Annotated in this window: 26 protein-coding genes; all 26 read right to left on the bottom strand. The window is 37.0% G+C overall.

What is annotated here, in order from left to right; all coding sequences use genetic code 11:
• Positions 1–9: 9 nt before the first annotated feature.
• The 26 genes from xerC to fapR all read right to left on the bottom strand — a co-directional run bounded on the left by xerC (position 10) and on the right by fapR (position 26,478).
• Positions 10–909: a tyrosine recombinase XerC gene (gene xerC, locus MKX53_RS05900; protein WP_340913251.1), complete on the bottom strand. Its 900-nt coding sequence runs from the start codon at positions 907–909 to the stop codon at positions 10–12.
• A 65-nt stretch (positions 910–974) separates the two neighbouring features.
• Complete coding sequence (trmFO, locus tag MKX53_RS05895; protein ID WP_340909817.1) at positions 975–2,285, bottom strand: FADH(2)-oxidizing methylenetetrahydrofolate--tRNA-(uracil(54)-C(5))-methyltransferase TrmFO; 1,311 nt, start codon at positions 2,283–2,285, stop codon at positions 975–977.
• Positions 2,286–2,300: 15 nt separating this feature from the next.
• Positions 2,301–4,376 carry a type I DNA topoisomerase gene (gene topA, locus MKX53_RS05890; protein ID WP_340909815.1) on the bottom strand — a complete coding sequence of 692 codons (2,076 nt, stop codon included), beginning with the start codon at positions 4,374–4,376 and terminating at the stop codon, positions 2,301–2,303.
• A gap of 111 nt (positions 4,377–4,487) precedes the next feature.
• Positions 4,488–5,369, bottom strand: a complete 882-nt coding sequence (dprA, locus tag MKX53_RS05885) for a DNA-processing protein DprA (RefSeq protein WP_340909813.1) — start codon at positions 5,367–5,369, stop codon at positions 4,488–4,490.
• 267 nt (positions 5,370–5,636) lie between these two features.
• Positions 5,637–6,539 (bottom strand): succinate--CoA ligase subunit alpha, encoded by a 903-nt coding sequence (sucD, locus tag MKX53_RS05880; RefSeq protein ID WP_340768728.1) that lies wholly within the window; start codon positions 6,537–6,539, stop codon positions 5,637–5,639.
• 18 nt (positions 6,540–6,557) lie between these two features.
• The gene (sucC, locus tag MKX53_RS05875) at positions 6,558–7,718 is read right to left on the bottom strand and encodes an ADP-forming succinate--CoA ligase subunit beta (protein WP_093535180.1); all 1,161 of its coding nucleotides are present in this window, start codon (positions 7,716–7,718) and stop codon (positions 6,558–6,560) included.
• Between the two features lie 116 nt (positions 7,719–7,834).
• The gene (locus MKX53_RS05870; RefSeq protein WP_340909812.1) at positions 7,835–8,134 is read right to left on the bottom strand and encodes an EscU/YscU/HrcU family type III secretion system export apparatus switch protein; all 300 of its coding nucleotides are present in this window, start codon (positions 8,132–8,134) and stop codon (positions 7,835–7,837) included.
• Positions 8,131–9,990: a hypothetical protein gene (locus MKX53_RS05865; protein WP_340909810.1), complete on the bottom strand. Its 1,860-nt coding sequence runs from the start codon at positions 9,988–9,990 to the stop codon at positions 8,131–8,133. Before MKX53_RS05865 ends, MKX53_RS05870 begins: the two co-directional genes overlap by 4 nt.
• 4 nt (positions 9,991–9,994) lie before the next feature.
• Positions 9,995–10,765, bottom strand: a complete 771-nt coding sequence (locus MKX53_RS05860) for a ribonuclease HII (protein WP_340913249.1) — start codon at positions 10,763–10,765, stop codon at positions 9,995–9,997.
• Between the two features lie 138 nt (positions 10,766–10,903).
• The gene (ylqF, locus tag MKX53_RS05855; RefSeq protein WP_340909808.1) at positions 10,904–11,755 is read right to left on the bottom strand and encodes a ribosome biogenesis GTPase YlqF; all 852 of its coding nucleotides are present in this window, start codon (positions 11,753–11,755) and stop codon (positions 10,904–10,906) included.
• A 13-nt stretch (positions 11,756–11,768) separates the two neighbouring features.
• Complete coding sequence (lepB, locus tag MKX53_RS05850) at positions 11,769–12,329, bottom strand: signal peptidase I (protein ID WP_093535188.1); 561 nt, start codon at positions 12,327–12,329, stop codon at positions 11,769–11,771.
• A 286-nt stretch (positions 12,330–12,615) separates the two neighbouring features.
• On the bottom strand, positions 12,616–12,960 hold the full coding sequence (rplS, locus tag MKX53_RS05845; RefSeq protein WP_093535190.1) for a 50S ribosomal protein L19: 345 nt from the start codon (positions 12,958–12,960) through the stop codon (positions 12,616–12,618).
• Between the two features lie 138 nt (positions 12,961–13,098).
• The gene (gene trmD, locus MKX53_RS05840; RefSeq protein WP_093535733.1) at positions 13,099–13,827 is read right to left on the bottom strand and encodes a tRNA (guanosine(37)-N1)-methyltransferase TrmD; all 729 of its coding nucleotides are present in this window, start codon (positions 13,825–13,827) and stop codon (positions 13,099–13,101) included.
• Positions 13,827–14,345, bottom strand: a complete 519-nt coding sequence (gene rimM, locus MKX53_RS05835) for a ribosome maturation factor RimM (protein ID WP_093535192.1) — start codon at positions 14,343–14,345, stop codon at positions 13,827–13,829. The genes trmD and rimM overlap by 1 nt, the downstream gene beginning before the upstream one ends.
• 597 nt (positions 14,346–14,942) lie before the next feature.
• Positions 14,943–15,176: a KH domain-containing protein gene (locus MKX53_RS05830; protein ID WP_093535194.1), complete on the bottom strand. Its 234-nt coding sequence runs from the start codon at positions 15,174–15,176 to the stop codon at positions 14,943–14,945.
• A 14-nt stretch (positions 15,177–15,190) separates the two neighbouring features.
• A complete protein-coding gene (gene rpsP / locus MKX53_RS05825) occupies positions 15,191–15,463 on the bottom strand; it encodes a 30S ribosomal protein S16 (RefSeq protein ID WP_093535196.1) in 273 nt (90 codons plus the stop codon).
• Positions 15,464–15,556: 93 nt separating this feature from the next.
• The gene (gene ffh / locus MKX53_RS05820; protein WP_093535198.1) at positions 15,557–16,912 is read right to left on the bottom strand and encodes a signal recognition particle protein; all 1,356 of its coding nucleotides are present in this window, start codon (positions 16,910–16,912) and stop codon (positions 15,557–15,559) included.
• A 13-nt stretch (positions 16,913–16,925) separates the two neighbouring features.
• Complete coding sequence (locus MKX53_RS05815; protein ID WP_093535200.1) at positions 16,926–17,255, bottom strand: putative DNA-binding protein; 330 nt, start codon at positions 17,253–17,255, stop codon at positions 16,926–16,928.
• A gap of 111 nt (positions 17,256–17,366) precedes the next feature.
• Positions 17,367–18,395, bottom strand: a complete 1,029-nt coding sequence (ftsY, locus tag MKX53_RS05810; protein ID WP_340909805.1) for a signal recognition particle-docking protein FtsY — start codon at positions 18,393–18,395, stop codon at positions 17,367–17,369.
• A 13-nt stretch (positions 18,396–18,408) separates the two neighbouring features.
• Positions 18,409–21,963, bottom strand: a complete 3,555-nt coding sequence (gene smc / locus MKX53_RS05805) for a chromosome segregation protein SMC (protein WP_340909803.1) — start codon at positions 21,961–21,963, stop codon at positions 18,409–18,411.
• Between the two features lie 3 nt (positions 21,964–21,966).
• Positions 21,967–22,725: a ribonuclease III gene (rnc, locus tag MKX53_RS05800; RefSeq protein WP_093535206.1), complete on the bottom strand. Its 759-nt coding sequence runs from the start codon at positions 22,723–22,725 to the stop codon at positions 21,967–21,969.
• A 160-nt stretch (positions 22,726–22,885) separates the two neighbouring features.
• Positions 22,886–23,122 (bottom strand): acyl carrier protein, encoded by a 237-nt coding sequence (gene acpP / locus MKX53_RS05795; RefSeq protein WP_093535208.1) that lies wholly within the window; start codon positions 23,120–23,122, stop codon positions 22,886–22,888.
• Positions 23,123–23,218: 96 nt separating this feature from the next.
• Positions 23,219–23,965: a 3-oxoacyl-[acyl-carrier-protein] reductase gene (gene fabG / locus MKX53_RS05790; protein ID WP_340909802.1), complete on the bottom strand. Its 747-nt coding sequence runs from the start codon at positions 23,963–23,965 to the stop codon at positions 23,219–23,221.
• A complete protein-coding gene (fabD, locus tag MKX53_RS05785) occupies positions 23,958–24,908 on the bottom strand; it encodes an ACP S-malonyltransferase (protein ID WP_340909800.1) in 951 nt (316 codons plus the stop codon). Before fabD ends, fabG begins: the two co-directional genes overlap by 8 nt.
• On the bottom strand, positions 24,901–25,896 hold the full coding sequence (gene plsX / locus MKX53_RS05780; RefSeq protein ID WP_340909798.1) for a phosphate acyltransferase PlsX: 996 nt from the start codon (positions 25,894–25,896) through the stop codon (positions 24,901–24,903). Before plsX ends, fabD begins: the two co-directional genes overlap by 8 nt.
• A 15-nt stretch (positions 25,897–25,911) precedes the next feature.
• A complete protein-coding gene (gene fapR / locus MKX53_RS05775) occupies positions 25,912–26,478 on the bottom strand; it encodes a transcription factor FapR (protein ID WP_340909795.1) in 567 nt (188 codons plus the stop codon).
• Positions 26,479–26,480: the final 2 nt, after the last annotated feature.

The raw sequence follows: 26,480 nt of genomic DNA, 5'->3' as shown, positions 1-26,480 counted from the left end.
CTCCAATATTTACGCACGCGGATGCGCATTCATATAAGTTTTACGTAAATGCTCTTTTGTTACATGTGTATATATCTGTGTGGAAGATAAGCTGGAATGCCCTAATAGCTCTTGCACGCTCCTAAGATCAGCACCATTATTTAATAAATGTGTAGCGAATGTATGTCTTAGCATATGTGGATAAATAGTTGAGTTCATCGAGGCTTTTTTCAACATTTGGTTCAAAATATATCTTACGCCATCAGTCGTTAAATGCTCTCCTCTACTATTGACGAATAAAAAGGTATGGGAGGTTTTCTTCATCAGTTTTGGTCGACTATTTTGTAAATAATCATCTATCGCTGCTAAAGCAAAATCACCGACCGGGACATATCGTTCTTTTCTTCCTTTACCCATCACTCGCACGACTCCATAGCTACTATCTATATGACGCAGTTCAATCGATGTAAGTTCACTCACTCGTATCCCTGTCGCGTATAATAGTTCTAAAATAGCAATATTTCGTACAGATAGAGAATCTGTTCCCTTATTTTCCTCAAACAATTGCACCATTTCTTCTTCATAAAAGAAATGAGGAAGTTTTTTTTCTCTTTTAGGATGAAACAAAGATTGAAACGCATCATCTCGAACATTATATTCTTTGTGTAGGAATTTATAATAAGAGCGAATGGAGGATATCTTTCTCGATATAGAGGTTCTCGCTAACTTTTCATCATATAACCTTGTTACATACAATCTTGCGTGAATATACTCAACTTCATTTAGATCCGTAACACCTTCATTGTTTAAAAAAGATAAAAACTGCTTTATATCTTTTTCATACTCCTGAACTGTATGAACGGAATAATTTTTTTCTAATTGTATGTATTGTATAAATGCATGAAGTTCTTCAAATCCAATAATGATTATCAACTCCAGTATAAACCATTGTAAAAGCCTCTAAAAGTATACAACTTTTAAGAGGCTTTTAGCAATTATAACGCAGTCTTTTTCATAAAATTTCGAATTGTCGTCAACGCTCGATTTGCCAATTGTTCTACTTTCAGCTTTTTATCTCTAACTTTCGGCTGTAATTCAGGAAATAAACCAAAGTTGATATTCATAGGTTGGAAGTTTCTCGGGTTCGCTTCAGTAATATATCTCGCCATACTTCCAAGCGCTGTTTCAGGTGGAAATACGACTAATTCTTCCCCTTTTGCAAGCTTAGCTGCATTTATCCCGGCCAGTAACCCGCTACCAGCTGACTCCACATAACCTTCTACACCCGTCATTTGACCAGCAAAGAAAATTTGGTTATTTGCTTTTAACTGATAAGTTGGTTCTAGAACATATGGCGAATTAATGAACGTATTACGATGCATAACTCCATAACGGACTATCTCTACGTTTTCAAGACCAGGTATTAACTTCAGTACTTCTTTTTGTGGTCCCCATTTCAAGTGTGTTTGGAAACCAACAATATTATAAAGTGTTCCTGCACCGTCATCTTGTCGAAGCTGAACTACTGCATAAGGACGTTGACCAGTTTTAGGATCTTCTAAACCTACAGGCTTCATCGGACCGAATAATAATGTCTTCCTCCCACGTGCTGCCATCACTTCTACTGGCATACAGCCTTCAAAGAAAATTTCTTTTTCAAACTCCTTTAAAGGCACAACTTCCGCAGCTATTAGTGCATCATAAAAACGATTAAATTCGTCCTCCGTCATTGGACAATTAAGATATGCAGCTTCACCTTTATCATATCTCGATTTTAGATATACTTTATCCATATCTATACTATCCTTTTCAACAATAGGAGCAGCTGCATCATAGAAATACAAATAGTCTTGACCAGTCATGTCTTTCACTTTTTCAGCAAGAGCTGGAGAAGTTAATGGACCAGTTGCTATAACCGTTATACCTTCTGGAATTTCTGTTACTTCCTCATTGACAATTTCGATTAGCGGATGATTACGTATAGCATCTGTAACTCTACCCGAGAAATCATGTCTGTCTACAGCAAGAGCACCTCCTGCAGGTACACTACTGTTATCTGCAGATTGTATAATAATAGAGTCCAACATACGCATTTCTTCTTTAATAACGCCTACAGCATTAGTTAAGTTGTTAGCTCTAAGCGAATTGGAGCATACCAATTCAGCAAATTTGTCCGTATGATGCGCAGGAGTTTGTTTAACGGGGCGCATTTCGTAAAGACGTACTTTTATACCTCTTTTTGCAATTTGCCACGCTGCCTCACTTCCTGCTAATCCAGCACCAATAACGTTTACTATTTCAGTCATGTCGTATCCTTCTTTCTAACTTTGCGGATCTTCTTTATAATCACACGCAACACATTGTATTTGTATACCTTTTTTCAATTTCTTTTCCACTAACATTTCGTTACATTTCGGACATGGTCGACTTATCGGCTTGTCCCAAGAAACAAATTCACAAGTTGGATATTGGTTACAGCCATAAAACAAACGTTTTGTTTTACTTTTTCTTTCCACAATCTGGCCTTCCCCACATGCTTTACATGGGACCCCTATCTCTTTGATGATTGCTTTTGTATTACGACATTCCGGGAAGTTACTGCAAGCCATAAATTTACCATAACGCCCTAATTTATATACCATTGGTGAACCACAGTTTTCACAATCTTCTCCTGTTGGTTCATCTTTTATAACAATTTTCTCCATCTCAGCGTCAGCATACACGACACGCTTCTCAAAATCTTGATAGAAGCCATCAATTACTTCGACCCATTTTACTTGTCCCTCTTCTACACTATCTAAATCTCTTTCCATCTGGGCCGTGAACTCAATATCCAAAATTTCCGGGAAGAATTCAAATACTAGCTGATGGACGATTGTTCCAAGTTCAGTAGGAACAAAACGCTTCGTCTCTAATGCAACGTAACCACGTTTTTGAATCGTATCTAACGTTGGAGCATAAGTAGACGGTCTACCTATCCCTAATTCTTCTAATGTTTTTACAAGTCTTGCCTCTGAGTATCTTGGAGGAGGTTGAGTAAAATGTTGTTTCGGATCAATAGCCAATGCATTAACTTTATCTCCGATTTCTAAAACTGGTAATAGCTTGTCTTTATCGTCGGTTTGATCATCTGAACCTTCCACATACACTTTCATAAATCCTGGAAATTTAACTTGGGAGCCATTTGCTCTAAAGTAAACTTCTCCGTTTTTAAGGTCAACAGCCACTGTATCTAGTATAGCAGATTCCATTTGACTAGCTATAAAACGTTCCCATATTAGTTTGTATAATTTTAGTTGGTCACGCGACAGAATCGCTTTTAGTTCACTTGGTGTTCTAAGTACACTTGTTGGTCGAACAGCTTCGTGGGCATCTTGTGCTTTTTTCGATTGCTTTTCTACTTTTTTTGTAGAAATATATTCAGATCCAAATTCGTTTTTTATATATTCTTGAGCTTCTGCTTTTGCACTATCCGAAATTCTTGTAGAATCAGTACGCATATAAGTAATCAAGCCGACCGTTCCTTGTTTTTTCCCTAGGTCGATTCCCTCATACAGTTGCTGTGCTAACATCATTGTTTTTCTAGCTCGGAAGTTTAATTTTCTTGCTGCTTCTTGTTGAAGGGATGATGTAGTAAAAGAAAGGGCTGGATTACGTTTCCGTTCTTTTTTAACAACATTGGCAACTTCAAACTTTTTGCCCTTCATCGACTTCAGTACTTCTTTTACTTCTTCTTCATTTGAAAGTTTTCTCTTTTCTTTCTCACTTCCATAATAAAGTGCATCGAAGGCTTTCTTATTCTTGTCAAATTGCCCTTCAATCGTCCAGTACTCTTCCGGCGTGAAATTATTAATTTCATTTTCCCGGTCAATGATTAAACGAAGAGCTACAGATTGAACTCGGCCAGCTGATAGACCTTTTTTTACTTTTTTCCATAGTATAGGACTTATATTGTAACCTACAAGACGATCCAAAATTCTTCTTGCTTGCTGAGAATCTACTAAATCCATATTTATTGGTCTAGGATGTTTAAACGATTCTAGGATTGCTTCTTTTGTAATTTCATTGAATACTACTCGACAATCTGATTCAATATCCACGTTTAATGAGTTAGCTAAGTGCCATGCAATTGCCTCCCCTTCTCTGTCGGGGTCAGCCGCGAGATAAATTTTCTTCGCTTTTTTAGCTGCTGTTTTTAATTCTTGTAGTACCGGGCCTTTACCCCTAATTGTAATATACTTTGGTTCGTAATTATTTTCTGTATTTACACCCATTTGACTTCTAGGGAGATCACGAACGTGACCAATCGATGCTTTGACTTTATATTTTTTCCCAAGATACTTTTCTATTGTTTTTGCCTTTGCTGGTGATTCTACAATTACTAAATAATCCGACATAAATTTCCCTCCTTATAGAAGGTAACTCGCTTTAATCTACAAAACAAATACCTGTTGCAAAATGTATAACAGTTTTCTTATAAAAGCAAGACTTTTCATTTTTTTGTTTTTCTATTTATTTAACTCTTCCAGTATTTGATGTCCATTCCACACAGGTTTTGCACCTTCCAATATAAGCAAATGCGGTCCTATAGATAGCGGGGAAAGGATAGATCCCGGGATAGCAAAAATCTCCTTACCATTTTCTAAAGCATGTTCCATAGTGGAAACTGTACCACTCTTTTCAGTTGCTTCTGTGATAACTACGCCTTGGGAGAGCCCACTTATTATTCGATTTCTCATAGGGAAATTCCACTTTTGGGGTGTTATATACGGAGGATACTCTGTTAATAACAACTGATTTTTCTCCATATCGGTAGCTAACTTAAGATTTTGTTTAGGATAAACGTGAAAGAAACCTGTTCCTAGTACTGCAATCGTTTTTCCACCTAAATTCATAGTTATTTGATGGGCTAATGTGTCTGCCCCCTTTGCAAGGCCACTAATTATCACATACTTTTCTTGTATTAAAGGGGGGAGTATAGCCTTAATACTTTCAGCCGAATAATCTGTTGCTTTTCTCGAACCAATAATTGCTAGTTTCTTAGAGTTCGTAAGTAGTTCTGTCTTACCTTTTAAATATATTACTGCAGGAGGGTCATACAAATCTAATAGACTTTTAGGATAGTTGGGATCAGAAAATAGAATGGGGATAATCGAGTGTTTTTTATACATTTGCAGCATTGGAATTTCGACAAATTCTAGGAATATTTTTTGGAGTTTAATAGCACGTTCGAGGGATATTTTACATAATTTCGCCAATTTTTGCGGGGGGATTTTTTCAATTTTCGCTAGTTCTGGATCATATTCTAATAGAGGAAATAGCTTATTTAATGGTACTGGAAACACATAATGTAAAGCTAAAAAGCGGTTAATAAACGGACTCTTACCCATTGGTTTCCTCCTTTTTTTGACAAGCGGGAGCGCCTGATTTATAAGTTATTCGAGGTTTAAAACTTTGTGTTGTACCGAATAATACGACACTTTTCAGGCATTCTACATACGCTAAAAGCCCTGAAATATATAGGTTTGATTCTATTTAGGGAACTCTGAAGTTGCTCAAGGGAATCCTCACTGGAGTCAGCTTTTAGATGACCGAACAATCAGTTATATTCATTTTAAAAAATACGGCAGCACCATCCGATGCGCCGTACCTCTTTATTAATGTGTTTTACAAGAATCGTAGATACCCGCTTCTTTAATCGCTTCGATTAAAGTTTCACCAATAACAGATGGAGTTGCTGCAACTTTCATACCAGCTGCTTCCATTGCTTTGATTTTTCCTTCTGCAGTACCTTGTCCACCAGAAATAATAGCTCCAGCATGACCCATACGTTTGCCTTCAGGTGCAGTTTGTCCACCGATGAATCCAATGACAGGTTTTGTCATATTTTCTTTGATCCATGCAGCTGCTTCTTCCTCTGCAGTTCCACCAATTTCCCCAATCATAACTGCTGCATATGTGTCAGGGTCATCGTTGAATTCTTTTAGAACATCGATGAAGTTTGTTCCGTTGACCGGATCTCCACCAATACCTACAGATGTAGATTGGCCAATACCTGCATCAGTTAACTGTAGAACAGCCTCATAAGTCAGTGTTCCTGAACGAGATACTACTCCTACATGACCTTTAGTGTTGATGTATCCTGGCATAATACCAATTTTACATTCATCTGCAGTAATAACACCTGGACAGTTTGGTCCAACTAGACGAGTTTTCTTACCTTCCATGTAACGTCTAACGTTAACCATGTCTAGCACTGGGATATGTTCAGTAATACAAATAGTCATATCTAAATCAGCATCAACAGCCTCTAAAATCGCATCTGCAGCAAATGGTGCTGGAACATAAATTACTGAAACATTAGCGCCAGTAGCTTTAACAGCATCTTCAACTGTATTGAAAACTGGTACTCCCTCTACTTCTGTTCCACCTTTACCAGGTGTAACCCCAGCAACGATTTTAGTTCCATATTCTAACATTTGCTTTGTATGGAAAAGAGCAGTTGAGCCCGTAATTCCTTGTACAATTACTTTAGTATCTTTATTAATATATATGCTCACTTTTTGTCCCTGCCTTTCTTATCCTACAAGATTAACGATTTTTTGAGCGCCGTCTGCCATTGAATCTGCAGCAACGATATTTAAGCCCGATTCATTCAATAGTTTTTTACCTAATTCTACGTTAGTTCCTTCTAAACGGACGACAAGTGGAACTACTAATCCTAATTCTTTCGCTGCAATAATAACACCTTCAGCGATAATATCACACTTCATAATTCCACCGAAGATATTAACAAAAATACCTTTTACATTTTTATCAGAAAGGATGATTTTGAATGCTTCTGTAACTTTTTCAGCAGTCGCGCCGCCCCCAACGTCAAGGAAGTTTGCGGGTGATCCGCCGTAATAGCTAATCGTATCCATTGTTGCCATAGCTAGTCCAGCACCATTAACCATACAACCGATATTTCCATCTAAAGAGATATAGCTTAGGTCATATTTTGAAGCTTCAATTTCTTTTGGATCCTCTTCATCATAGTCGCGCATCTCTAAAATGTCTTGATGACGATATAGAGCATTTCCATCGAAGTTGAATTTAGCATCTAGCGCTAAAACATCGCCATCCGCAGTTACTACTAATGGGTTAATCTCAACGATTGAAGCATCTTTTTCTTTATAAACTTGATATAAACCAAGCATAAATTTAGCTGCTTTGTTCACAAGTTTAGCAGGAATGTTCATATTAAATGCCATACGGCGTGCTTGGAAGCCTGTTAATCCTACAACTGGATCAATTTCTTCATAGAAAAGTTTTTCAGGAGAATTTGCAGCCACTTCTTCAATGTCCATACCGCCCTCTTCAGAGCCCATTAATGTTACACGTGAAGTTGAACGGTCTAAAACTAGACCCACATAATATTCTTTCTTGATGTCGCTTCCTTCTTCGATAAGTAAGCGTTTAATTTCTTTACCTTCAGGACCAGTTTGGTGAGTAACAAGTACTTTACCTAGTAATTCCTTCGCGTATTCACGTACCTCATCTAAATTTTTAGCGATTTTAACTCCACCAGCTTTACCACGACCACCCGCGTGAATTTGAGCTTTAACAACGATAACGCTTGTTCCTAATTCTTTTGCCGCTTTAACTGCCTCTTCAGGTGAGAAAGCTACAATCCCGTTAGAAACTGCTACACCATATTGTCTAAGGAGTTGTTTTCCTTGATATTCATGGATATTCATCTTACATCCTCCAATCAAACTTATGTCAAGTAATTTACTACCCTTCTAATTGTATTAAAAGTGTCACATTTTGTCCACAAAAGTATAGCATTTACGTAATACGACGAATATTCAGACTATGTGTTGGTAGATCTTATTGTAATTCCTTTTTCTTTATCTATTTTGTAAATATAGGCAAAGACCTCTGCTACCGCCTGATATAACTCCTCTGGAATCGATTGGTTTATATCCAATTGTCCGAGAAGTTCTACTAAACTTGCATCCTCTTGGACGGGAACATTAAATTCTTCGGCTCTCGCTAAAATATTTTCTGCTATTTTACCTTTTCCTTTTGCTACTATCTTCGGTGCATCATTACGATCGGAATTATACGTTATTGCTACAGCTTCTTTTCGAGTATACCTTTCATCTTTCATATACGAATGTCTACTCCTTGTGCATCAAGCGCCTTTGATTTTGCCATCAAAGCCGAAGTGATTTTTTGTTCCTCAAAGCTTTTTACGAATACTCCCGAAAGTTGATATCCTACCGCTGATAATCCTTGCTTTAATATTTCTTTAAATTTATCTACAACTGGAACTAAATCCTTGTCATCGTTATATAAAGTAATCGAAACGACTCTATTTTGTACTTGCATATCTACAACCGTTTCTTTTAAAGTATCTAGCTGCAAATAAAACATAATCCTAGCAAAATCAGAGTCGATTTTACCGTCTTCTTTCATCCGACCATTCCACTCAAGTGTAGCATCCATTTTTTTACCTAGAAACTCTAAAGGAACTTGCATCAGCAACTGATGTTGTGGCCCATTTTCATTGGATAATATTTGTAATCCATTCATACGTGCAAGCACTGTTTCTGCACTATCTCTCAATGCAGTAGAAATGGTCTGATTTTGCATTAACTCCACAATTTGTGGCTTTAATTGAGAAGCTAGTAGTCTTATTTCTTCGCTATTATTTCCTAATTTTGCTTCATAACCGAATCCTAGAGATCGTAAGACATCTTTTATAGCGTGCTCAAATGCTTTTCCATCTAATTGCTGCATAACTTGTTGCTCTGCTTGAATGACCGTTTGAGTAAGTATATTACTGCTGGCAGCATTTCTACTTATGTTCGTTACATTTTGTAAATTTTGAGTTATAGCTTCTTCCGTAATGCCTTTCCCTAATAACGACACCAAGTGGTCCTTGGGAGTTAACCCATTTAAATCTTTTGTAAAAATTGCTTGCTGACTTTGCTCGGCAAATACTTTTATCAATGCATTATTCACTAGCTGAAGTTGATTAGGTTGCCTATTATTTTTCAGTAAAGCTATCACTTCATTCTTTTGAGTGGTCGTTAATGAAGACTGTTGACTAACCCAACTACGAAATTGTTCTAACACTTGCCCTTTTTCTGTGGGAGAGGCTTGTTCAAGTTTTAATAACAATTCTCCAGCTGAATTTGCAATTGCCGTCTGACCAGTAATCGGTGTTGGATTCGAAAGGCTCGCAGTAGCTGGCAGCACATTGGATTCCTTTAACATTTGTAGAATCGGTAAGCGTGATGATAGAGGGGATTGTTGATTTTGAAGATTTTCTATCTGCTTACCTAGTATCGCACCTGCAACTGGGCCATTAAATGGCTCTGCTAACTTTTGTATGTTTTGCAGGATATTATTTTTTAAACCTAGCATTACTGTTTGATCCATCTGTAATTGGGATTGTAAGTTTTGAAGAATATTATGCATTCCATCCGTAGATTTCCCGCTCATTACTGTCTGTAGCATAGTAACCGTCAAAGGCAGTTTCATATCGACTATTTTTTGGATAGCCTCAAGGGCACCTTTTAACGTCACATCTTTTGGCATTTGTTTTAATAATTGTTCTACTTGTACTAATGTATCTTTGGAAACCGGTAATTGTTGTTTTATAAAAAACTGCACGGCTGCTTGCATTTCGGTTGTTTTTGGTAAATTCATGGCTTGTAATAATTGTTGGCCTTGTTGTGCTAATGTATTTCCTTGTGTGAGAGGCCCTGTAACTACCTTTAGTTGTAATTCAGGTGCTGATTTCTCTACTTGAAAAAAATGAGAATCCCCAGCTTTTAGTGGAGTCTCTAATTTTGCTATTACTTTTTGATTGCCAATTTGTACTTCGGCAGTTTGGTTTGGATACAATTTTTTAATCGTTCCATGAACTACTTGCCCTTCCTTCAAAGGTGCTTGTAAAGGAGAAGTTATCCCGGAAGCTGCAGATGATTGAGTAATTGAAAAAGATGTGGAAGTCACGTAATCACCTCATTCTTAATATTGATTTAATCGGCTCAAATGTTTTTCGATGGTGCTGGGTAGGACCATATTTCTCTATCATTTCGACATGTAACTTTGTACCATAGCCTGCATGTTTGTTAAATAAATACATCGGATATTGCTCATGTAACTGATCCATGTATTCGTCTCGAGCGGTTTTAGCTAAAATAGATGCTGCTGCAATTGCCAAGCTTTTTGCATCCCCTTTTATAATAGAATGTGTTTCGATGTCAATAGGCAATTTCATCGCATCTACTAATACGACATTCGGTTTTTCTTCTAAGTTTAATACAGCCTCTGTCATGGATTGTTTCGTTGCTTCATAAATATTCAACTGATCGATTTTTTCAACTGTTTGAAAGTGTATGCTGTACGCAATTGCATTTTGTTTAATCGCTATAGCTAACTCGTTTCGTTTAGTTCTAGAAACTTGTTTTGAGTCATCTAGGCCTATTAATTCTTTCGTATCATTTCGAAGGATTACAGCAGCTGTGACGACCGGACCTGCCAAAGGACCTCTTCCAGCTTCATCCACTCCCGCTACTAAACTCTTATCCTCCGAACAATAACTTCTATCGAAGGCTACTTTTTCTTCATGTGCCTGACGTTCTACTAATAATTGTTGTTGTTTTCTTTTCCAACTTGTCCACAGTTTGCGTGCACCAATTCGTTCATCCTGCTCTAACTCCGTTATCCATGTTTCTAAACCTGTAGATTGCTCTAATTTTTCTTTTATCTCTTTTATACTTAACATCTCATTCACATCAGCTTTCCATCTCTTATTCTATGTATCGGCAATAATGTATAAAATTCAACAAATCCACTTCCATCAAACACTCTTTAGAAACGAGAAAACCCTTTTTACCATTTGGCAAAAAGGGTATCAGTAACATTAATATTCTTCCACAAAATCAAACGTTAACCTACCTAGATTTAGATTGCGCACATCTCGAACAACTAGTTCTGATACTTGATCGTAATCTATTTCGGTACCATTTCTATAACATCTTCTTAACTTGCCAATATGATCAAAAGTTTCTACTAAATCTTTGCTTACTTCTGTAATCTGATACCGTTCTTCCATCCGCTTTGGATAGTGGTCCTGCAAGAAGTTTAGACCATATACCGCTAAATCTTCCATATTAATAACTGCATCTTTAATAGCACCAGTAAGCGCAAGTTTATAACCAACTTGCTGATCTTCAAACTTTGGCCACAAGATACCCGGTGTATCTAACAATTCAATTTCTCTTTCTACTTTGATCCATTGTTGCCTTTTCGTAACACCAGGCGTATTACCTGTTCTTGCTATATTTTTCTTGGCAAAACGGTTAATCAGCGTGGACTTCCCTACATTCGGAATACCAACAATCATTGCGCGAATTGCACGAGGTTTTATTCCTCTATCTCTCATACGGTCCCATTTAGGCTTTAAAAGCTCTTTTGCGGCCTTGAATACAGTTTGTAGTCCTTTTCCCTCTAGAGAGTTAATCGCCACTGCTGGATGTCCTTTTTCCTCGAAATAAGAAATCCATTTTTTAGTCTGCATTTCATCTGCCATATCCATTTTATTTAAAATAAGTAATCGCGTTTTTTGATGGATCACTTCATCTATCATTGGATTTCGAGATGATAGTGGTAATCGTGCGTCTATTAATTCAAACACGATATCCACTAATTTTAAGTTTTCGGTTACTTCTCTTCGTGCTTTGGCCATATGACCTGGAAACCATTGAATTGTCATCGTGCACCTCCTGTTACTTTATAAAACCAATTTCATTCAGAGGCCAAAAAACAATATTCGTATTACCAATAACTTCATCAATAGCGACTAGTCCAATATGTCGACTGTCTTTACTATATCTTCGATTATCACCCATAACAAAAATATATCCTTCTGGGATTATCTCATTTTGAGTAATCTCTTCTAAAGTGAAATCATCTGTAAGTGTACCTTCTGTTATTTCACTTTTATATTGATCTAAATAAGGTTCAACTACTTCTTCTCCATTAACGTATAATTGATCATCTTTATACTCAACATGATCACCAGGTAGGCCTATTACACGTTTAATATAATTTTTTTGCTCTGGGGCATGGAATACTACTATGTCAAAACGATCTGGCTCACCAACCATATAGCCGATCTTGTTAACAACCATACGATCCCCATTTTCTAATGTGGGCATCATTGATTCTCCGTCTACTACGATAGGTGTGAATAAAAAGAAGCGAATTATCGCAGCTAGTCCAAAAGCAATTAATAAAGCTTTTGACCATTCCCATAATTCATTCTTTTGCTTTTTTGCTTGTTCCATTAACTTGCCCCCTTTGGTTATTCTCTTTATTGTACAAGGAAAACTCTTTTCAAGCAAAAACAAATATCCAATTTTCGTGGAGTTTGTGTGATTTGTTTATTATGAACAAAAAGTAAATACCCTTTTAATGACTCTATTATATGCTCTACGGAAATCAGTAGTATTATTCACCCTTAAATGTTCTTCAAATCGTGTGTTTATGCTACATTGTATAATTTCTTATCTTCAAATAAAAAATGTTGTAGCAAAAGTGGAACCACCTTTGCTACAACATCTACTTTTGCTATTAACGACGTTCTTTAATACGAGCTGCTTTACCACGTAGGTCACGTAAGTAGTACAATTTAGCACGACGAACTTTACCACGACGAGTAACTTCTAAGTTTGCAATTTTTGGTGTGTGTACAGGGAATGTACGTTCAACACCAACACCGGATGAAATTTTACGAACTGTGAAAGTTTCGCTAATTCCGCCACCACGACGTTTAATTACAACTCCTTCGTACATTTGGATACGTTCGCGAGTTCCCTCTACAACCTTAACGTGAACACGAACTGTGTCCCCAGGACGGAATGTAGGAAGGTCTGAACGTAATTGTTCTTTAGTGATTTCTGAAATAATGTTTTGCATCATTTTCTCTCCTTCTGTAGAATGCTCTTACACACAGTTGCTGTTGCAGCGGAACACCCAAAATCAGTACTTTCCATAAAAGTACATAATAAAATATAACATACCTAATTACCGGACGCAATAATTATTATAAAATTACTATCCTTTTATTTCTTTTAATAAACATTCCTGTTCCGAGGTCAATTCTATTTGATCCAATAAATCAGGTCTGCGTGTGAACGTTCTATTTAAAGATTGTTGTTTACGCCATTTATCAATTGCCGCATGGTTTCCAGACATTAAAACATCTGGAACTTTATAACCTCGATATTCAACCGGACGAGTATAATGGGGATGCTCTAACAAACCAGTCGAAAAAGAATCTTTTTCATGCGATTCTGCATTTCCTAATACATTAGGCAGTAACCTTACCACGCTATCTACCACAGTCATGGCTGCTAACTCACCGCCTGTTAATACAAAGTCCCCTATAGAAATTTCATCAGTAACTAGATATTCCCGAATTCGTTCATCGTAGCCTTCATAATGTCCGCAAATAAAAACAAGCTCTTGTTCCATAGCAAGCTCTTCCGCTTTTTTCTGCGTAAAACGCTCTCCCTGTGGACACAAAAGGATAATACGTCTATTTGTCCCTTGACTCGGCGGAAGTGCCTCTATGGCATTAAAAATAGGTTCTGGCTTTAATACCATACCCGCCCCACCACCATAAGGATAATCATCTACTTGATGATGTTTATTCCCTGAGTAGTCTCTAAAATTCACTACGTTTATTTCTACTTCATTCTTTTCTTGGGCCTTTTTCAAAATAGATGAGTTAAATACACCAGTAAACATTTCTGGAAAAAGAGAAAGAATGTGAATATTCATCATGACAGTAAACCATCCAATACTTCTATGGTAATTTTCTTATGTTCAATATCAATTGATTTGACTACGTCCTCAATATATGGGATATAGTGATCTTTTTTCCCTTGTTCTGGGTGTACTGTCCATACATCATTAGCACCCGTTTGAATAATTTCCGTTATAGTTCCAATGATTTCGCCATCCGTAGACTCTACTGTACAGCCTATAATTTCATGAAAATAGAACTCATTTTCTTCTAAATCTGAAAGATATTTTTCAGATACCTTTAAAATGGCATTACGAAATACATCTACATCTTTTAACAATGAATAACCTTCAAAAGTTAATAGATCAAAGTTCTTATGTCTACGATGACTTGCTACTTTAACCATAATTGGTTTAGAACCATCCGCTTTATGTAAAGCAAGTTCACTTCCAACCTCGTAGCGTTCATCTGCAAAGTCAGTCGTGGAGATTACTCGAACCTCTCCCCAAATACCATGTGTATTTACTATCTTTCCTACATTAAACCATTCCATTAAGATTACCTCCTAGTCAAAAATAATTTAAATATGCCGTTGATTTCCACTCCGGTCGGACGCTTTCCGTGGGCACGGCTCGAGCCTGTAGTCTCTCCCTCGTGCTGTCTCACTGGAGTCGCCGGCCTGCGCTACATTCAACAATAACCACTTAATATAAGAAAAGTTGCATACAATGTCGTATTTTCTCTCTCCAAATAATATAAATCGATTTCTGCATTCTTCATCTATTATTGGTTAACATTTTTTAATTTAAAAAAATTAAAATTGATTTTAATTGATCGCTAAAAATTTGACCAATCTTTTTATTTTAGTGATAAACTATGCCCAATCTTTTAGTGTAGTACTGCACATTAATTAATTGTAGTGCAAGGTGGCGACTCCAGCGGGAAAGCGTTAGGCGAAGACCCCGCGGGAAAGCGTTAGGCGAAGACCCCGCAGGAAAGCGTACAGCTGTAACGGAAATCATGGGATTATTCATTCTAACAAGTTCCTTAAACAATTGTTAACAGGACATTTTTATATACGGAGCTACGCATATACTGAGTATAATGTTTTCTACCTATCAAAAAAGGAAGAACAAATTGTTCTTCCCTTTTAATCTAATATGTCGACATATGTTTTTTTCTTTTGGTGACTGCCTGCTGCTGAGTAAACAATTGTACGAATTGCTTTCGCGACACGCCCTTGTTTGCCAATTACTTTTCCCATATCTTCCGGATGAACAGAAAGTTTATAAACTATACGGTTTATATTTTCTTCTTTTTCAACCTTCACATTTTCTGGATAATCAACTATCGGTTTAACGATTGCTTCGATCAGCTGCTTCACATTGTCCCCTCCGATTATTTGCCGAGTTTTGCGTTATGGAATTTCTCCATAATTCCTTGTTCTGAGAACAAGTTACGTACTGTATCAGATGGTTTTGCACCGTCTTGAAGCCATTTTAACGCTAATTCTTCGTTAATTTTAACTTCAGCTGGTTTAGTAAGTGGGTTGTAAGTACCTACTGTTTCAATTTGACGACCATCACGTGGTGAGCGAGAGTCTGCTACTACAATACGATAGAAAGGAGACTTTTTAGCTCCGATACGTTTTAAACGAATTTTTACTGCCATTTTCATTGCACCTCCGAATAGTTTCACACAAGATAGTATATTATCAAGCTTTTATTTGTTTGTAAAGTGTTTTTTCTTAACACCCTATATTTTTTATTTAAATAATGAGTCTAGACCAGGCATTTTCATCTTTTTCTTGCCTTTTTGTTGCATATTGGTCATTTGTTTCATCATTTTTTTCATATCTTCAAATTGTTTCAGTAATCTGTTTATATCTTGAATAGATGTACCAGACCCTTTAGCAATTCTCTTTTTTCTTGGTCCATTAAGTATCTCGGGAGTTGTTTTTTCCTGCGTAGTCATCGAATAAATGATGGCTTCTACACGATCCATCTGTTTTTCATCTACCTTCGCATTTTCCAACCCTTTGATTTTACCTGCACCTGGTAACATTTTTAGAATTTCATCTAAAGGTCCCATTTGTTTCACTTGACCAATTTGCTCTAAGAAATCATCGAATGTAAAACTTTGCGTACGGAATTTCTCTTCTAATTCCTTCGCACGTTCTTCATCGACATTTGCCTGAGCTTTTTCGATAAGTGACATCATATCGCCCATACCTAAAATTCTAGAAGCCATTCGTTCCGGATGGAAAGGCTCTAATGCATCCATTTTTTCACCCATCCCGACAAATTTAATCGGTTTTTGAGTAACGGAGCGAATAGATAACGCAGCACCACCACGTGTATCTCCATCTAATTTCGTTAAAACGACACCGGTAATACCTATAGCTTCGTTAAAATTATTTGCTACGTTGACTGCATCCTGACCAGTCATTGCATCTACAACTAAAAATACCTCATCAGGTTCTTTAATTGCGCGTATATCTTTTAACTCTTGCATAAGTGTCTCATCAATATGAAGACGTCCAGCAGTATCTATAATAACTACATCGTGATGTTCTTCCTTAGCTTGTTCTATAGCCTGCTTAACAATTTCAACAGGGGAAATATCGGTCCCCAATGCAAACACAGGTAAAGAAAGCTGTTTTCCGATAGTTTGCAGCTGTTGAACGGCCGCTGGTCTATAAATATCCGCAGCAACCAATAAGGGCTTTTTGTTGTACTTTTTACGCAGGACATTGGCTAATTTACCAGTAGTAGTTGTTTTCCCCGCCCCTTGCAAACCGACCATCATAATAACCGTAGGTGGTCTCGTAGAGAAAGAAATTTGACTTTGCTCTCCACCCATCAGTTCGGTCAATTCATCTTTAACGATTTTAACAACCTGTTGACCAGGCGTTAAACTTTTCATCACGTCTTGACCAACGGCACGGTCCGATACATTTTTAACGAATTCTTTTACTACTTTTAAGTTAACGTCTGCCTCAAGAAGTGCATAACGAACTTCTCTCATCATTTCTTTTACATCAGCTTCAGAGATTTTACCTTTACCTTTAATCTTCTGAAGTGTACCTTGGAGTCGCTCTGCTAATCCTTCAAACGCCATGCACGTTCGCCTCCTAATCCCATTCTTTTAATTGATTAATGAGTTGAATCAGTTCTTTTTCAGATGATTGATCTTCTACAAGAGAAAGCAGTTGTTCCACCGTTTCTTGTCTACGTTGAAATTTGGAAAACAGACTTAGTTTTTCCTCATACTCTTCTAACATAGCTTCAGTTCGACGTATATTGTCATATACAGCCTGCCTTGAAATAGTATATTCTTCTGCTATTTCCCCAAGAGACAAATCATCTAAATAATAAAGTTGCATATAGCTTCTTTGTTTATCTGTTAATAAAGCCTGGTAAAAATCGAAGAGAAAATTCATGCGAGTTGTTTTTTCAATCATTCCCATCTCTCCTTACCATATCAATTACAGCATGGGGTTATTACTTCTCCCATTCGCTAATCACTTATCATACTCTAGTTTAGTAAGAGAAAAGACATCTGTCAAGTAAAATTACTTGTCTGACTCTATTTCTTCTGCTTCTTCCAAGTCTAATCCATCAGCGAAAAGACCATATACATACTTTTCTGCGTCAAATGGTTGTAAATCATCCATCTGTTCTCCTAGACCAACAAACTTTACGGGAATATGCAGTTTATTGCGTATAGCGAGTACGATACCACCTTTTGCGGTACCATCTAGCTTAGTTAAGACAATACCCGTTACATTTGTTACTTCTTTAAACGTTTGTGCTTGAACTAGTGCATTTTGTCCTGTAGTAGCATCAAGAGCAAGTAGCACTTCATGAGGAGCATTTGGTATTTCACGAGAAATTACACGATGAATTTTTTCCAACTCATTCATTAAGTTTACTTTGTTTTGTAACCTACCTGCAGTATCACAGATTAGCACATCTACACCGCGAGATTTAGCAGCTCTTACAGCGTCATACATAACTGCTGCAGGATCGGAGCCTTCTGACTGCTTAATAACTTCGACTCCTACTCTATCTCCCCATACTTGTAGCTGTTCGATAGCCCCAGCACGGAACGTATCCCCCGCTGCTAGCATAACGTTTTTCCCTTCCCCTTTTAAACGATGGGCAAGTTTTCCTATCGTCGTTGTTTTACCAACGCCGTTCACTCCTACAAACAAAATAACCGATAAATCATTTTCTTCAAGTTGAAGCTCCGTTACGTCTTCCTCACCAGCATTATAAATTTCTACTAACTTCTCAGAAATAACCGATTGAATGCCAGAAGTATTTTTAATGTTTTTACGTTGTACTTCAAAGCGTAATGAATCCATTAATTCTGTAACTGTTTCGAAACCTACATCCGCTTGCAGTAATATTTCCTCTAGTTCTTCAAAAAAGTCTTCGTCCACTTTACGATATTTGGCTACTAGATCATTTACCTTTGACGTAAATTGGTTTCTTGTTTTGGAAAGACCTTCTTTAAACTTATTTGTAATAGAAACTGTTTCTTCTGCTTCTGGAGTAGAACCTAACATTTTTTCTTTGAATTTTTTAAAAAAGCTCATATATAAACTCCTTTTAAGTTACTAATTCCTCTTCTAATTTAACAGAAACTAATTTAGAAATACCAGATTCCTGCATGGTAATACCATATAGGACATCCGCGCCTTCCATTGTACCCTTACGATGTGTAATCACGATAAACTGTGTATCGTTGCTGAATTTCTTTAAATAATCGCTATAACGTGTGACATTAGCCTCGTCAAGTGCTGCTTCCACTTCATCCAAAATACAAAATGGAACTGGGCGTGTTCGTAAAATCGAGAATAGTAACGCAATGGCAGTAAGTGCTCGTTCTCCACCAGATAATAAAGAAAGGCTTTGTAGTTTTTTCCCTGGAGGCTGAGCCAGTATCTCTATCCCCGTATCAAGTAACGACGTTGGCTCTGTTAATAACAAATCTGCCTGACCACCACCAAATAGTTCTCGGAACACTACTTTAAAATGACGTTGAATTTCATTGAAGGTTGTTTCAAAACGAATGGTCATCTCTTCATCCATTTCTTTAATAACCTCATGTAATGTCTCTTGAGCAGATAACAAATCTTCTCTTTGTTCAGTTAGGAATGAATGACGTTCGTTTACTTGTTCAAACTCCTGAATGGAACTAAGATTTATCGGACCCAATTCTTCAATAGAACGCTTTAATAATTTAACCTTTTTACGCGCCAAATCCTCGTCCATTTCAAATGGATAATCCTGCTCTGCATCTTCTAATGTCATGTCATAAGTTTCTTCTAAATGATTTTGTAACGACTTCATTTCTACTTCAATTTTACTTTGTTTTATGTCTAACGTTCGTTCATCCATAAGATGTATATTAGCTTGTTGTTGCAATTGTTTTAATGACAGTTCTGCTTGCAATATTAATTGTGCAAGTTCTGAACGCTTAGTTTTACCTGATTGTATTTGAACGATTAAATATTCTTTTTTCTTTTTATGTTGTTCGATTAGTTCGATTAGTTCTTCCGGAGATGTCTCCCCTTGGTCATCATTTTCATACCATGCGATTTCCTTTTGTAAAGTTGTCACTTTTTGTACACTCACCGTACTAGACTGTTCCAAAAGAACTTTTTCTTTCTCAAGTTGAGATAGTTGTTCATTGACAACAGCGATAAGAGAAAGTAATTCGCCTAACTCATTTTGGAATTTATCTTTCTCTTGCAAAGATTGTTGCTTCAACGACTGTAGTTCATCAATTGTTTTCTGAATAGAAATCAATGACTCGTTAATTTCTTTACTTCTGGCAGCAGTTTGCGCTTTTTTCTGAACTAAGCCTTCATGGTGATGATTCTTTTCTGTTTTTTCCTCGTCATATTCCAATAACTGACTTGTCAATCTAGAAATTATAGCAGCACATTCTCTAGATTCTGAAAGAAGTTTATGCTCTAATTCTCTTAGTTGCTCACCAGAAATTCGAGTGTCTTCTAAATCTATTTTCAAGTCTTGTACTTCTTGTTTTCTTTTAGAAACAGAAACTTCTGCTTCTAAAACAGATTTTTCTAGTTCTACTAGCTTGATATTAAGTTGTTCAAGCTCTGCTTTACGAGTAAATAAAGAAGACTGCTGTTTAACAGACCCCCCTGTTAAAGATCCTCCGGCATTTACTACATCTCCATCTAATGTAACGAAACGGAATTTATATTGCAGTCGAGCAGCCATTTCATTGGCCCCTTTTAAATCTTTGGCAATTATAATATTACCAAGAAGATTTTCTACAATAATTTGATAGCCTTCAGAATAATTAACAAGTTTATCCGCTGTATTTACAAAAGATGGATGGTCTTGAATAGAATTGAGTGTGAACTCGTTTATTTTACGAGATTTCATAACCTGTAGTGGTAGGAATGTTGCTCGGCCTACCCTTTTCTTCTTTAACCAATCTATTGCAATTCTAGCATCCTGGCTACTATCCGTAATTATATGCTGAGATTGCGGACCAATAGCAGTATCAATTGCCGTCATATATGATTCTGGTATTTGAATTAGTTCAGCAACTGCTCCGTGAATACCTTTTAGTTCCTTCTTATCTCGCGCAATAAGAACTTCTTTAACTCCTTGGAAAAACCCGGAAAACTCAGATTCTAACTCTTCCAATGAGTCTCTTCTTGCTTGCATTTGGTGTTTCATCTGATAGGCTTTTTGAAGCATTGTTTGTTGCTCTTCAAAGGAACCTTCTAGACGTTCTGAAACTTCTCTTTTTGTTTTATAATCCGTAAGCCTTGCTTGTAGATCCTTTTGACATTTTGACAATAACGGGTCTAACTCGTTTTTGCGGATTGTTAGCTTTTCTAATTCGTTTTTAATTTCTTGGTAGTCTGCAACCATTTTTTCTGAAGTAACGAGTTCCAAGTGAAGTTGTTGCTCCATATGTTTCATCTCGTTTTTCATAGTTGCTTCTTCATTTAGCAAATCGATATATGTACTTTTCAAATCTTCAATTTCTTCTTCCATTTCAGAAGCAGATTTACTCAACACATGATCGATTTGAACCTTTTTAGCACGAAGTACTTTAAGTTGAGCTTGTTTATTAGATTTTTCTTTGTTATTCGTTTTCATTTGCTCTTCTAGCGTTTGAACTTTATAACGTTCTTCTGCTAGCGCCTTTTTAAGCTGCGATATTTGTTGACTAGCATTTTGTTGTTTCTCCGCCAAAAGCAGCTTTCTGCCTTCCAAGCGTTCTAATTCAGAACTGGATTCTACTAGTTCACTTTGCTCTGCATCCAACTTTTCATCAATAGCGGTCATTACTTTTCTGTCTTGCTGAATATTTTTTTCCAGCTCGTCAATTTGTAAAAGTAGAGACTGTTTGATGTGCTGAAGTTCGCTTAACTTTGTTTTTAATTCCATATTTTCTTGAACAAAATTCCTTAAATCATGAGCGATAACTGCAATTTCAATATCCTTAAGTTCTGCGGACATCATTAAATAATCGGACGCCAGAGAGGATTGAATCTGCAAAGGCTCCATTCGACTATCCAATTCATGCAAAATATCGAGAACACGATTTAAGTTATCGTCTGTTTCAATTAGCTTGAATTCAGCTTTCTTTTTACGTTGCTTGTACTTTAAAACACCTGCAGTTTCTTCAAAAATAGTACGGCGATCTTCAGGTCGACTATTTAGTATTTCGTCGACCCGGCCTTGAGAAATAATAGAAAACGCTTCTTTTCCAAGCCCAGAATCCATAAATAAGTCAGTAATATCCTTCAATCTGCACGTTTGTTTATTTAACAAGTATTCACTGTCACCAGAACGGAACACTCTTCTAGTCACACTAATTTCCGAAAAATCAAGAGCTACCCGTTGGTCTGCATTATCTAATATCAAGTTCACTTCTGCAAAGTTCAATGCTTTTCTAGAATCACTTCCTGCAAAAATGACATCCTCCATTTTTGCACCTCGAAGAGACTTCGCAGACTGCTCTCCTAAAACCCATCTTATTGCATCTGTAACATTACTTTTTCCACTACCATTTGGCCCTACTACTGCAGTAACTCCTGGAACAAAATCTATTCCAATACGGTCTGCAAAAGATTTAAATCCAACAATTTCTAATCTTTTAAGGAACAATGACTATTCCCCCTGTTCTGAATCCCTTAATGCGAGTATAGCAAGTCTTGCAGCTTGTTGTTCTGCCTCTTTTTTAGAACGACCATCGCCGATACCCAGTTCTTTAGTGTTTAAAATAACCCGAGAAACAAAAGTACGATTATGAGCCGGTCCTTTTTCCTCTACTATTTCATAGCTTAACGTACCAATATTTTGTTGTTGAATAATTTCTTGTAATTGACTTTTATAATCCATCACATGCGAAAAAGCACCGAGTTCGATTTTGGGGAAAACAATTTTTTCTAAAAACTCTATAACTGTTTCTAATCCCTGATCTAAATATAATGCACCGATATATGCTTCAAAAACGTCTGCTAAAAGTGCAGGTCTTTCACGACCGCCTGTTAGCTCTTCCCCTTTTCCTAACAATACATATTTGCCGAAGTTCAACTCATTTGCAAACAATACAAGAGATGGCTCACAAACGATGGCCGCTCGGAGTTTAGTTAACTCGCCTTCACTCATGCCAGTATATTTTTGAAATAAATATTGAGAAACGGACAATTCTAATACTGCGTCTCCAAGGAACTCTAGACGTTCGTTATCGGCAAAAAATTTACGGCGATGCTCATTCACATAAGATGAATGGGTAAAGGCTTGATACAATAATGTTGGATTTTCAAATCTTATTTGGAAATGCTCCTGAAACTGCTCAAATTGTTCTTTTACAGTTTCTGAAAAAATTACTCTGCGAATATTATTTTTTTTGCGATTTACTTTCATGAATTATCTGCCTTTCCACTTATCATATGTTCATCTAAGTTTACCCGTTTCTAGCCTAATGTGCAAAAAGAAATAGAGACGTTCTCTTATTCACATGGAATAAGTAGAACGCCTCTGCTACTATTAAATTTTATGTAGTAGACTTCCTACTGCATAATATTTAACCTTGTTTGCTTTCAATATATTTAACTGCACTACCTACAGTTGAAATTTGTTCAGCATCTTCATCTGAAATTTCCATATCGAATTCATCTTCTAATTCCATTACTAATTCTACCACATCTAGAGAGTCTGCACCTAAATCTTCACGAAAAGATGCTTCTAATTTTACTTCGTTCTCATCTACTCCTAGACGATCGATGATTACTTTAGTTACGCGTTCTAAAACAGTTGACACATTAGTCACCTCCCCTCAATGATTATACAAAAAACTGCTTTGTAATGAAAGTGCTACTACAACTTATACATAAAACTGCCCATATAGACTGGAGCCTTACATATACATGCCGCCATTTACATGAATTGTTTGACCAGTGATATAATTTGCGTCTTCCGAGGCTAAAAATGCAACCGCCTTAGCGATGTCTACCGGATTTCCAAATTTAGCTAGTGGAATCTGGCTTAACATTTGAGACTTAATATCCTCCGGTAAAGCATCTGTCATATCTGTTGTTATAAATCCAGGTGCAACCGAGTTCACTGTTATATTACGACTGGCCAATTCTTTAGCAGATGACTTGGTTAGACCAATAACCCCAGCCTTAGCAGCGACATAATTGGCCTGCCCTGCATTCCCAGAAACTCCAACAATCGACGTAATATTAATAATTCTCCCTGCTCGTTGTTTCATCATTTGTCTAGTCACAGCTTTTGTACAAAGAAAGACACCTTTTAAATTCGTATTAAGCACATCATCCCACTCTTGTTCCTTCATACGCATAAGTAGATTATCACGAGTGATACCAGCATTGTTTACTAAAATATCAATCGAACCAAATTTCTCTAAAGTGGAGCTTATTAGATTTTGAACATCATCTGCTTTGTCTACATTCGCTTGAATAGCAAAAGCCTCTCCACCTGAAGCTTTAATTTCTTCTACCACAGCTTCTGCTCTCTCTTTACTCCCACTATAGTTAACAGCAACCTTAGCTCCCTCATTCGCAAGGTATAAAGCAATATCTTTTCCTATCCCGCGAGAAGCACCAGTTACAATTGCACATTTCCCATCTAATTTACCCATGTTGCTCAACTCCTAGCTCAGTAATAACTTGCTGTAATGTCTCTTCATCATGCACACAATAAGTAGTTACAGATCGATCGATCTTTTTCACTAAACCACTTAAGACTTTACCAGGACCACATTCTATAAAAATAGTCGTTCCTTGCTCTATCATCTGTTGGATCGATTCTTCCCAGCGAACAGGTGAATACAATTGTTCAACTAGTAAATTTTTAATATGGCTAGCATCTGTAACTGGTTCAGCAGTTACATTTGAAATGACAGGTATAGAAGCTTGCTTTAGTTCAATTGCTGAAATTGCAGCATCTAATTGCTGCGCTGCAGGTCTCATTAGTTCGGAGTGGAATGGTCCACTTACTACTAGAGGAATCGCTCTTTTAGCACCAGCTTCTTTTGCTTTACTTGATGCTTCTAATACTCCTGCAGCAGTTCCCGAAATAACAATCTGACCTGGACAATTTAAATTAGCTATTTGCACAACCTCACCGTTTGATGTGACATCATGAGTAATAGCTGCTAATTCACCTTTGCCTAATCCGAGAATCGCAGTCATCGCACCTTTTCCGGCAGGTACTGCTTCATTCATATATAAACCTCGTTGATGAACTAATAAAACCGCTTCTGCAAAGCTTAGAACATCTGACGCAACTAGGGCAGAATATTCACCCAAACTATGACCAGCGGTAAAATTAGGCATGATTCCAGCTAATTTTAGTTTGTGTGCAATCATGGAACTTGTAGTGAGTAATGCCGGCTGTGCATTATAGGTTTTGGTAAGTTCCTCTGCAGGTCCATTCAACATGAGCTCACTCAAAGAAAATCCTAACACTTCATTTGCTTGTTCATAAAAATGGTGACAATCTGTATTATTCTCTACTAATTGTTGACCCATGCCCACTGTTTGTGAGCCTTGGCCAGGGAAGATAAAAGCAATTTTAGTCATTGGGTGATTCCTTTCGTAATGTAGTTGAAATTATGTCCGCAACATTATGTTCCACCATTGTACGAGCCTGTCTGATGGCATGATAGATAGCTCGACCGTTCGAGGAACCATGTGCTTTAATAACTGGAGCTTTCAGACCGAATAATCCTGCTCCTCCATATTCGGAGTAATCTAATGTGTTTTTTAACACTTTAAGTTCATTTTTTGCCAATAAATAAGATATTTTTGTTTTAGCAGATGTATTAAAAGCTTCCTTCAATAAAGTAAATATGCCCGAAGCTGTACCTTCAATCGTTTTAAGTACCATGTTCCCAGTAAAACCATCCGTCACAACCACGTCCGCTACTCCATTAAGTAAATCTCTAGATTCAACATTACCCACGAAATTAATAGGTGAGTCTTTTAAAAGTTTAAAGGCAGCTTTAGTTAACTCGTTTCCTTTAATATCTTCTGTCCCAATATTCAGCAGCCCCACACGAGGATTGGAAATACCGCGAACTTTCTCAGCATATATACTACCCATAACCGCAAACTGCTCTAAATGCTCAGGTTTTGCATCGGCATTGGCACCTAAATCCAACATAACAAACCCTTTTCCATCAAGCGTAGGTAATGTCGGTGCTAAAGCAGGACGATCTACTTGATCGATACGACCAACTATAAATAATCCAGCCGCCATTAAAGCGCCAGTATTCCCCGCTGACACGCAAGCATCAGAATCTCCACTTTTCACAGATTCAGCCATTTTAACCAAGGAGGAGTTTTTCTTTCTTCTAATTGCACGAACAGGCTCATCTATCCCTTCAATTACTTCATCTGTATGTATAACTGTTAAACGTTGATGTTTAGTTATTAACGAGGCAAGCTTTTCCTCATCACCATATAACTGAATTTCTATATCTTGGAACGCTTCTAACGCCTCGTAAACGCCTTTTACTATTTCATGAGGAGCATTGTCCCCACCCATTGCATCTATTGAAATTTTCATTATTAATCACCTTTTTTATGACATCGTTACTCGATACATGCTAAATTGACCAACGAAAACCGTCTCATTTTCTACCTTGCTAGTAACCTCTATTAACGTACTATTCTTTTCGACATCACTGGATGTCACTACTGCTTTAGCAATTACACGATCTCCTACTTTTACAGGTTTGACAAATGTAAGATTAGACTTTCGAGTAAGCGCTAAATCATCATTTATAACCGCAACCGCTAATGAATTGGCCTGAGCAAATAAATGGTGTCCTCTTGCTATACCATTTCTAGCAAAAACATGATCATGTGTAATATCTAATAAGGAAATCGCTTGTTTATCCAAATCTATATCAATAATCTCTCCAATTACTTCGTCAATTGGAAGAGACTTGACGTCTTCTCCAAAATTATGAGCAGCAACTGACTTAATACGTTCTCGCAATTCCGGAATAGATAATTCCATTCTATCCAGTCGGATAGTTTGAACACTTACATGAAAAGTAGAAGCTAAATTTTCATCCGTCACAAACGGGTTTTTATCTAATGTTTCTAAAAGTAATTTCTGCCTATCCTTTTTGGAGTATTTCATAT

Source organism: Psychrobacillus sp. FSL K6-4615 (genome assembly GCF_038008225.1).
Classification (GTDB): Bacteria; Bacillota; Bacilli; order Bacillales_A; family Planococcaceae; genus Psychrobacillus; species Psychrobacillus psychrotolerans.
The sequence above is the reverse complement of the archived record's forward strand: the minus strand, read 5'-3'. Positions and strand labels throughout refer to the sequence as shown.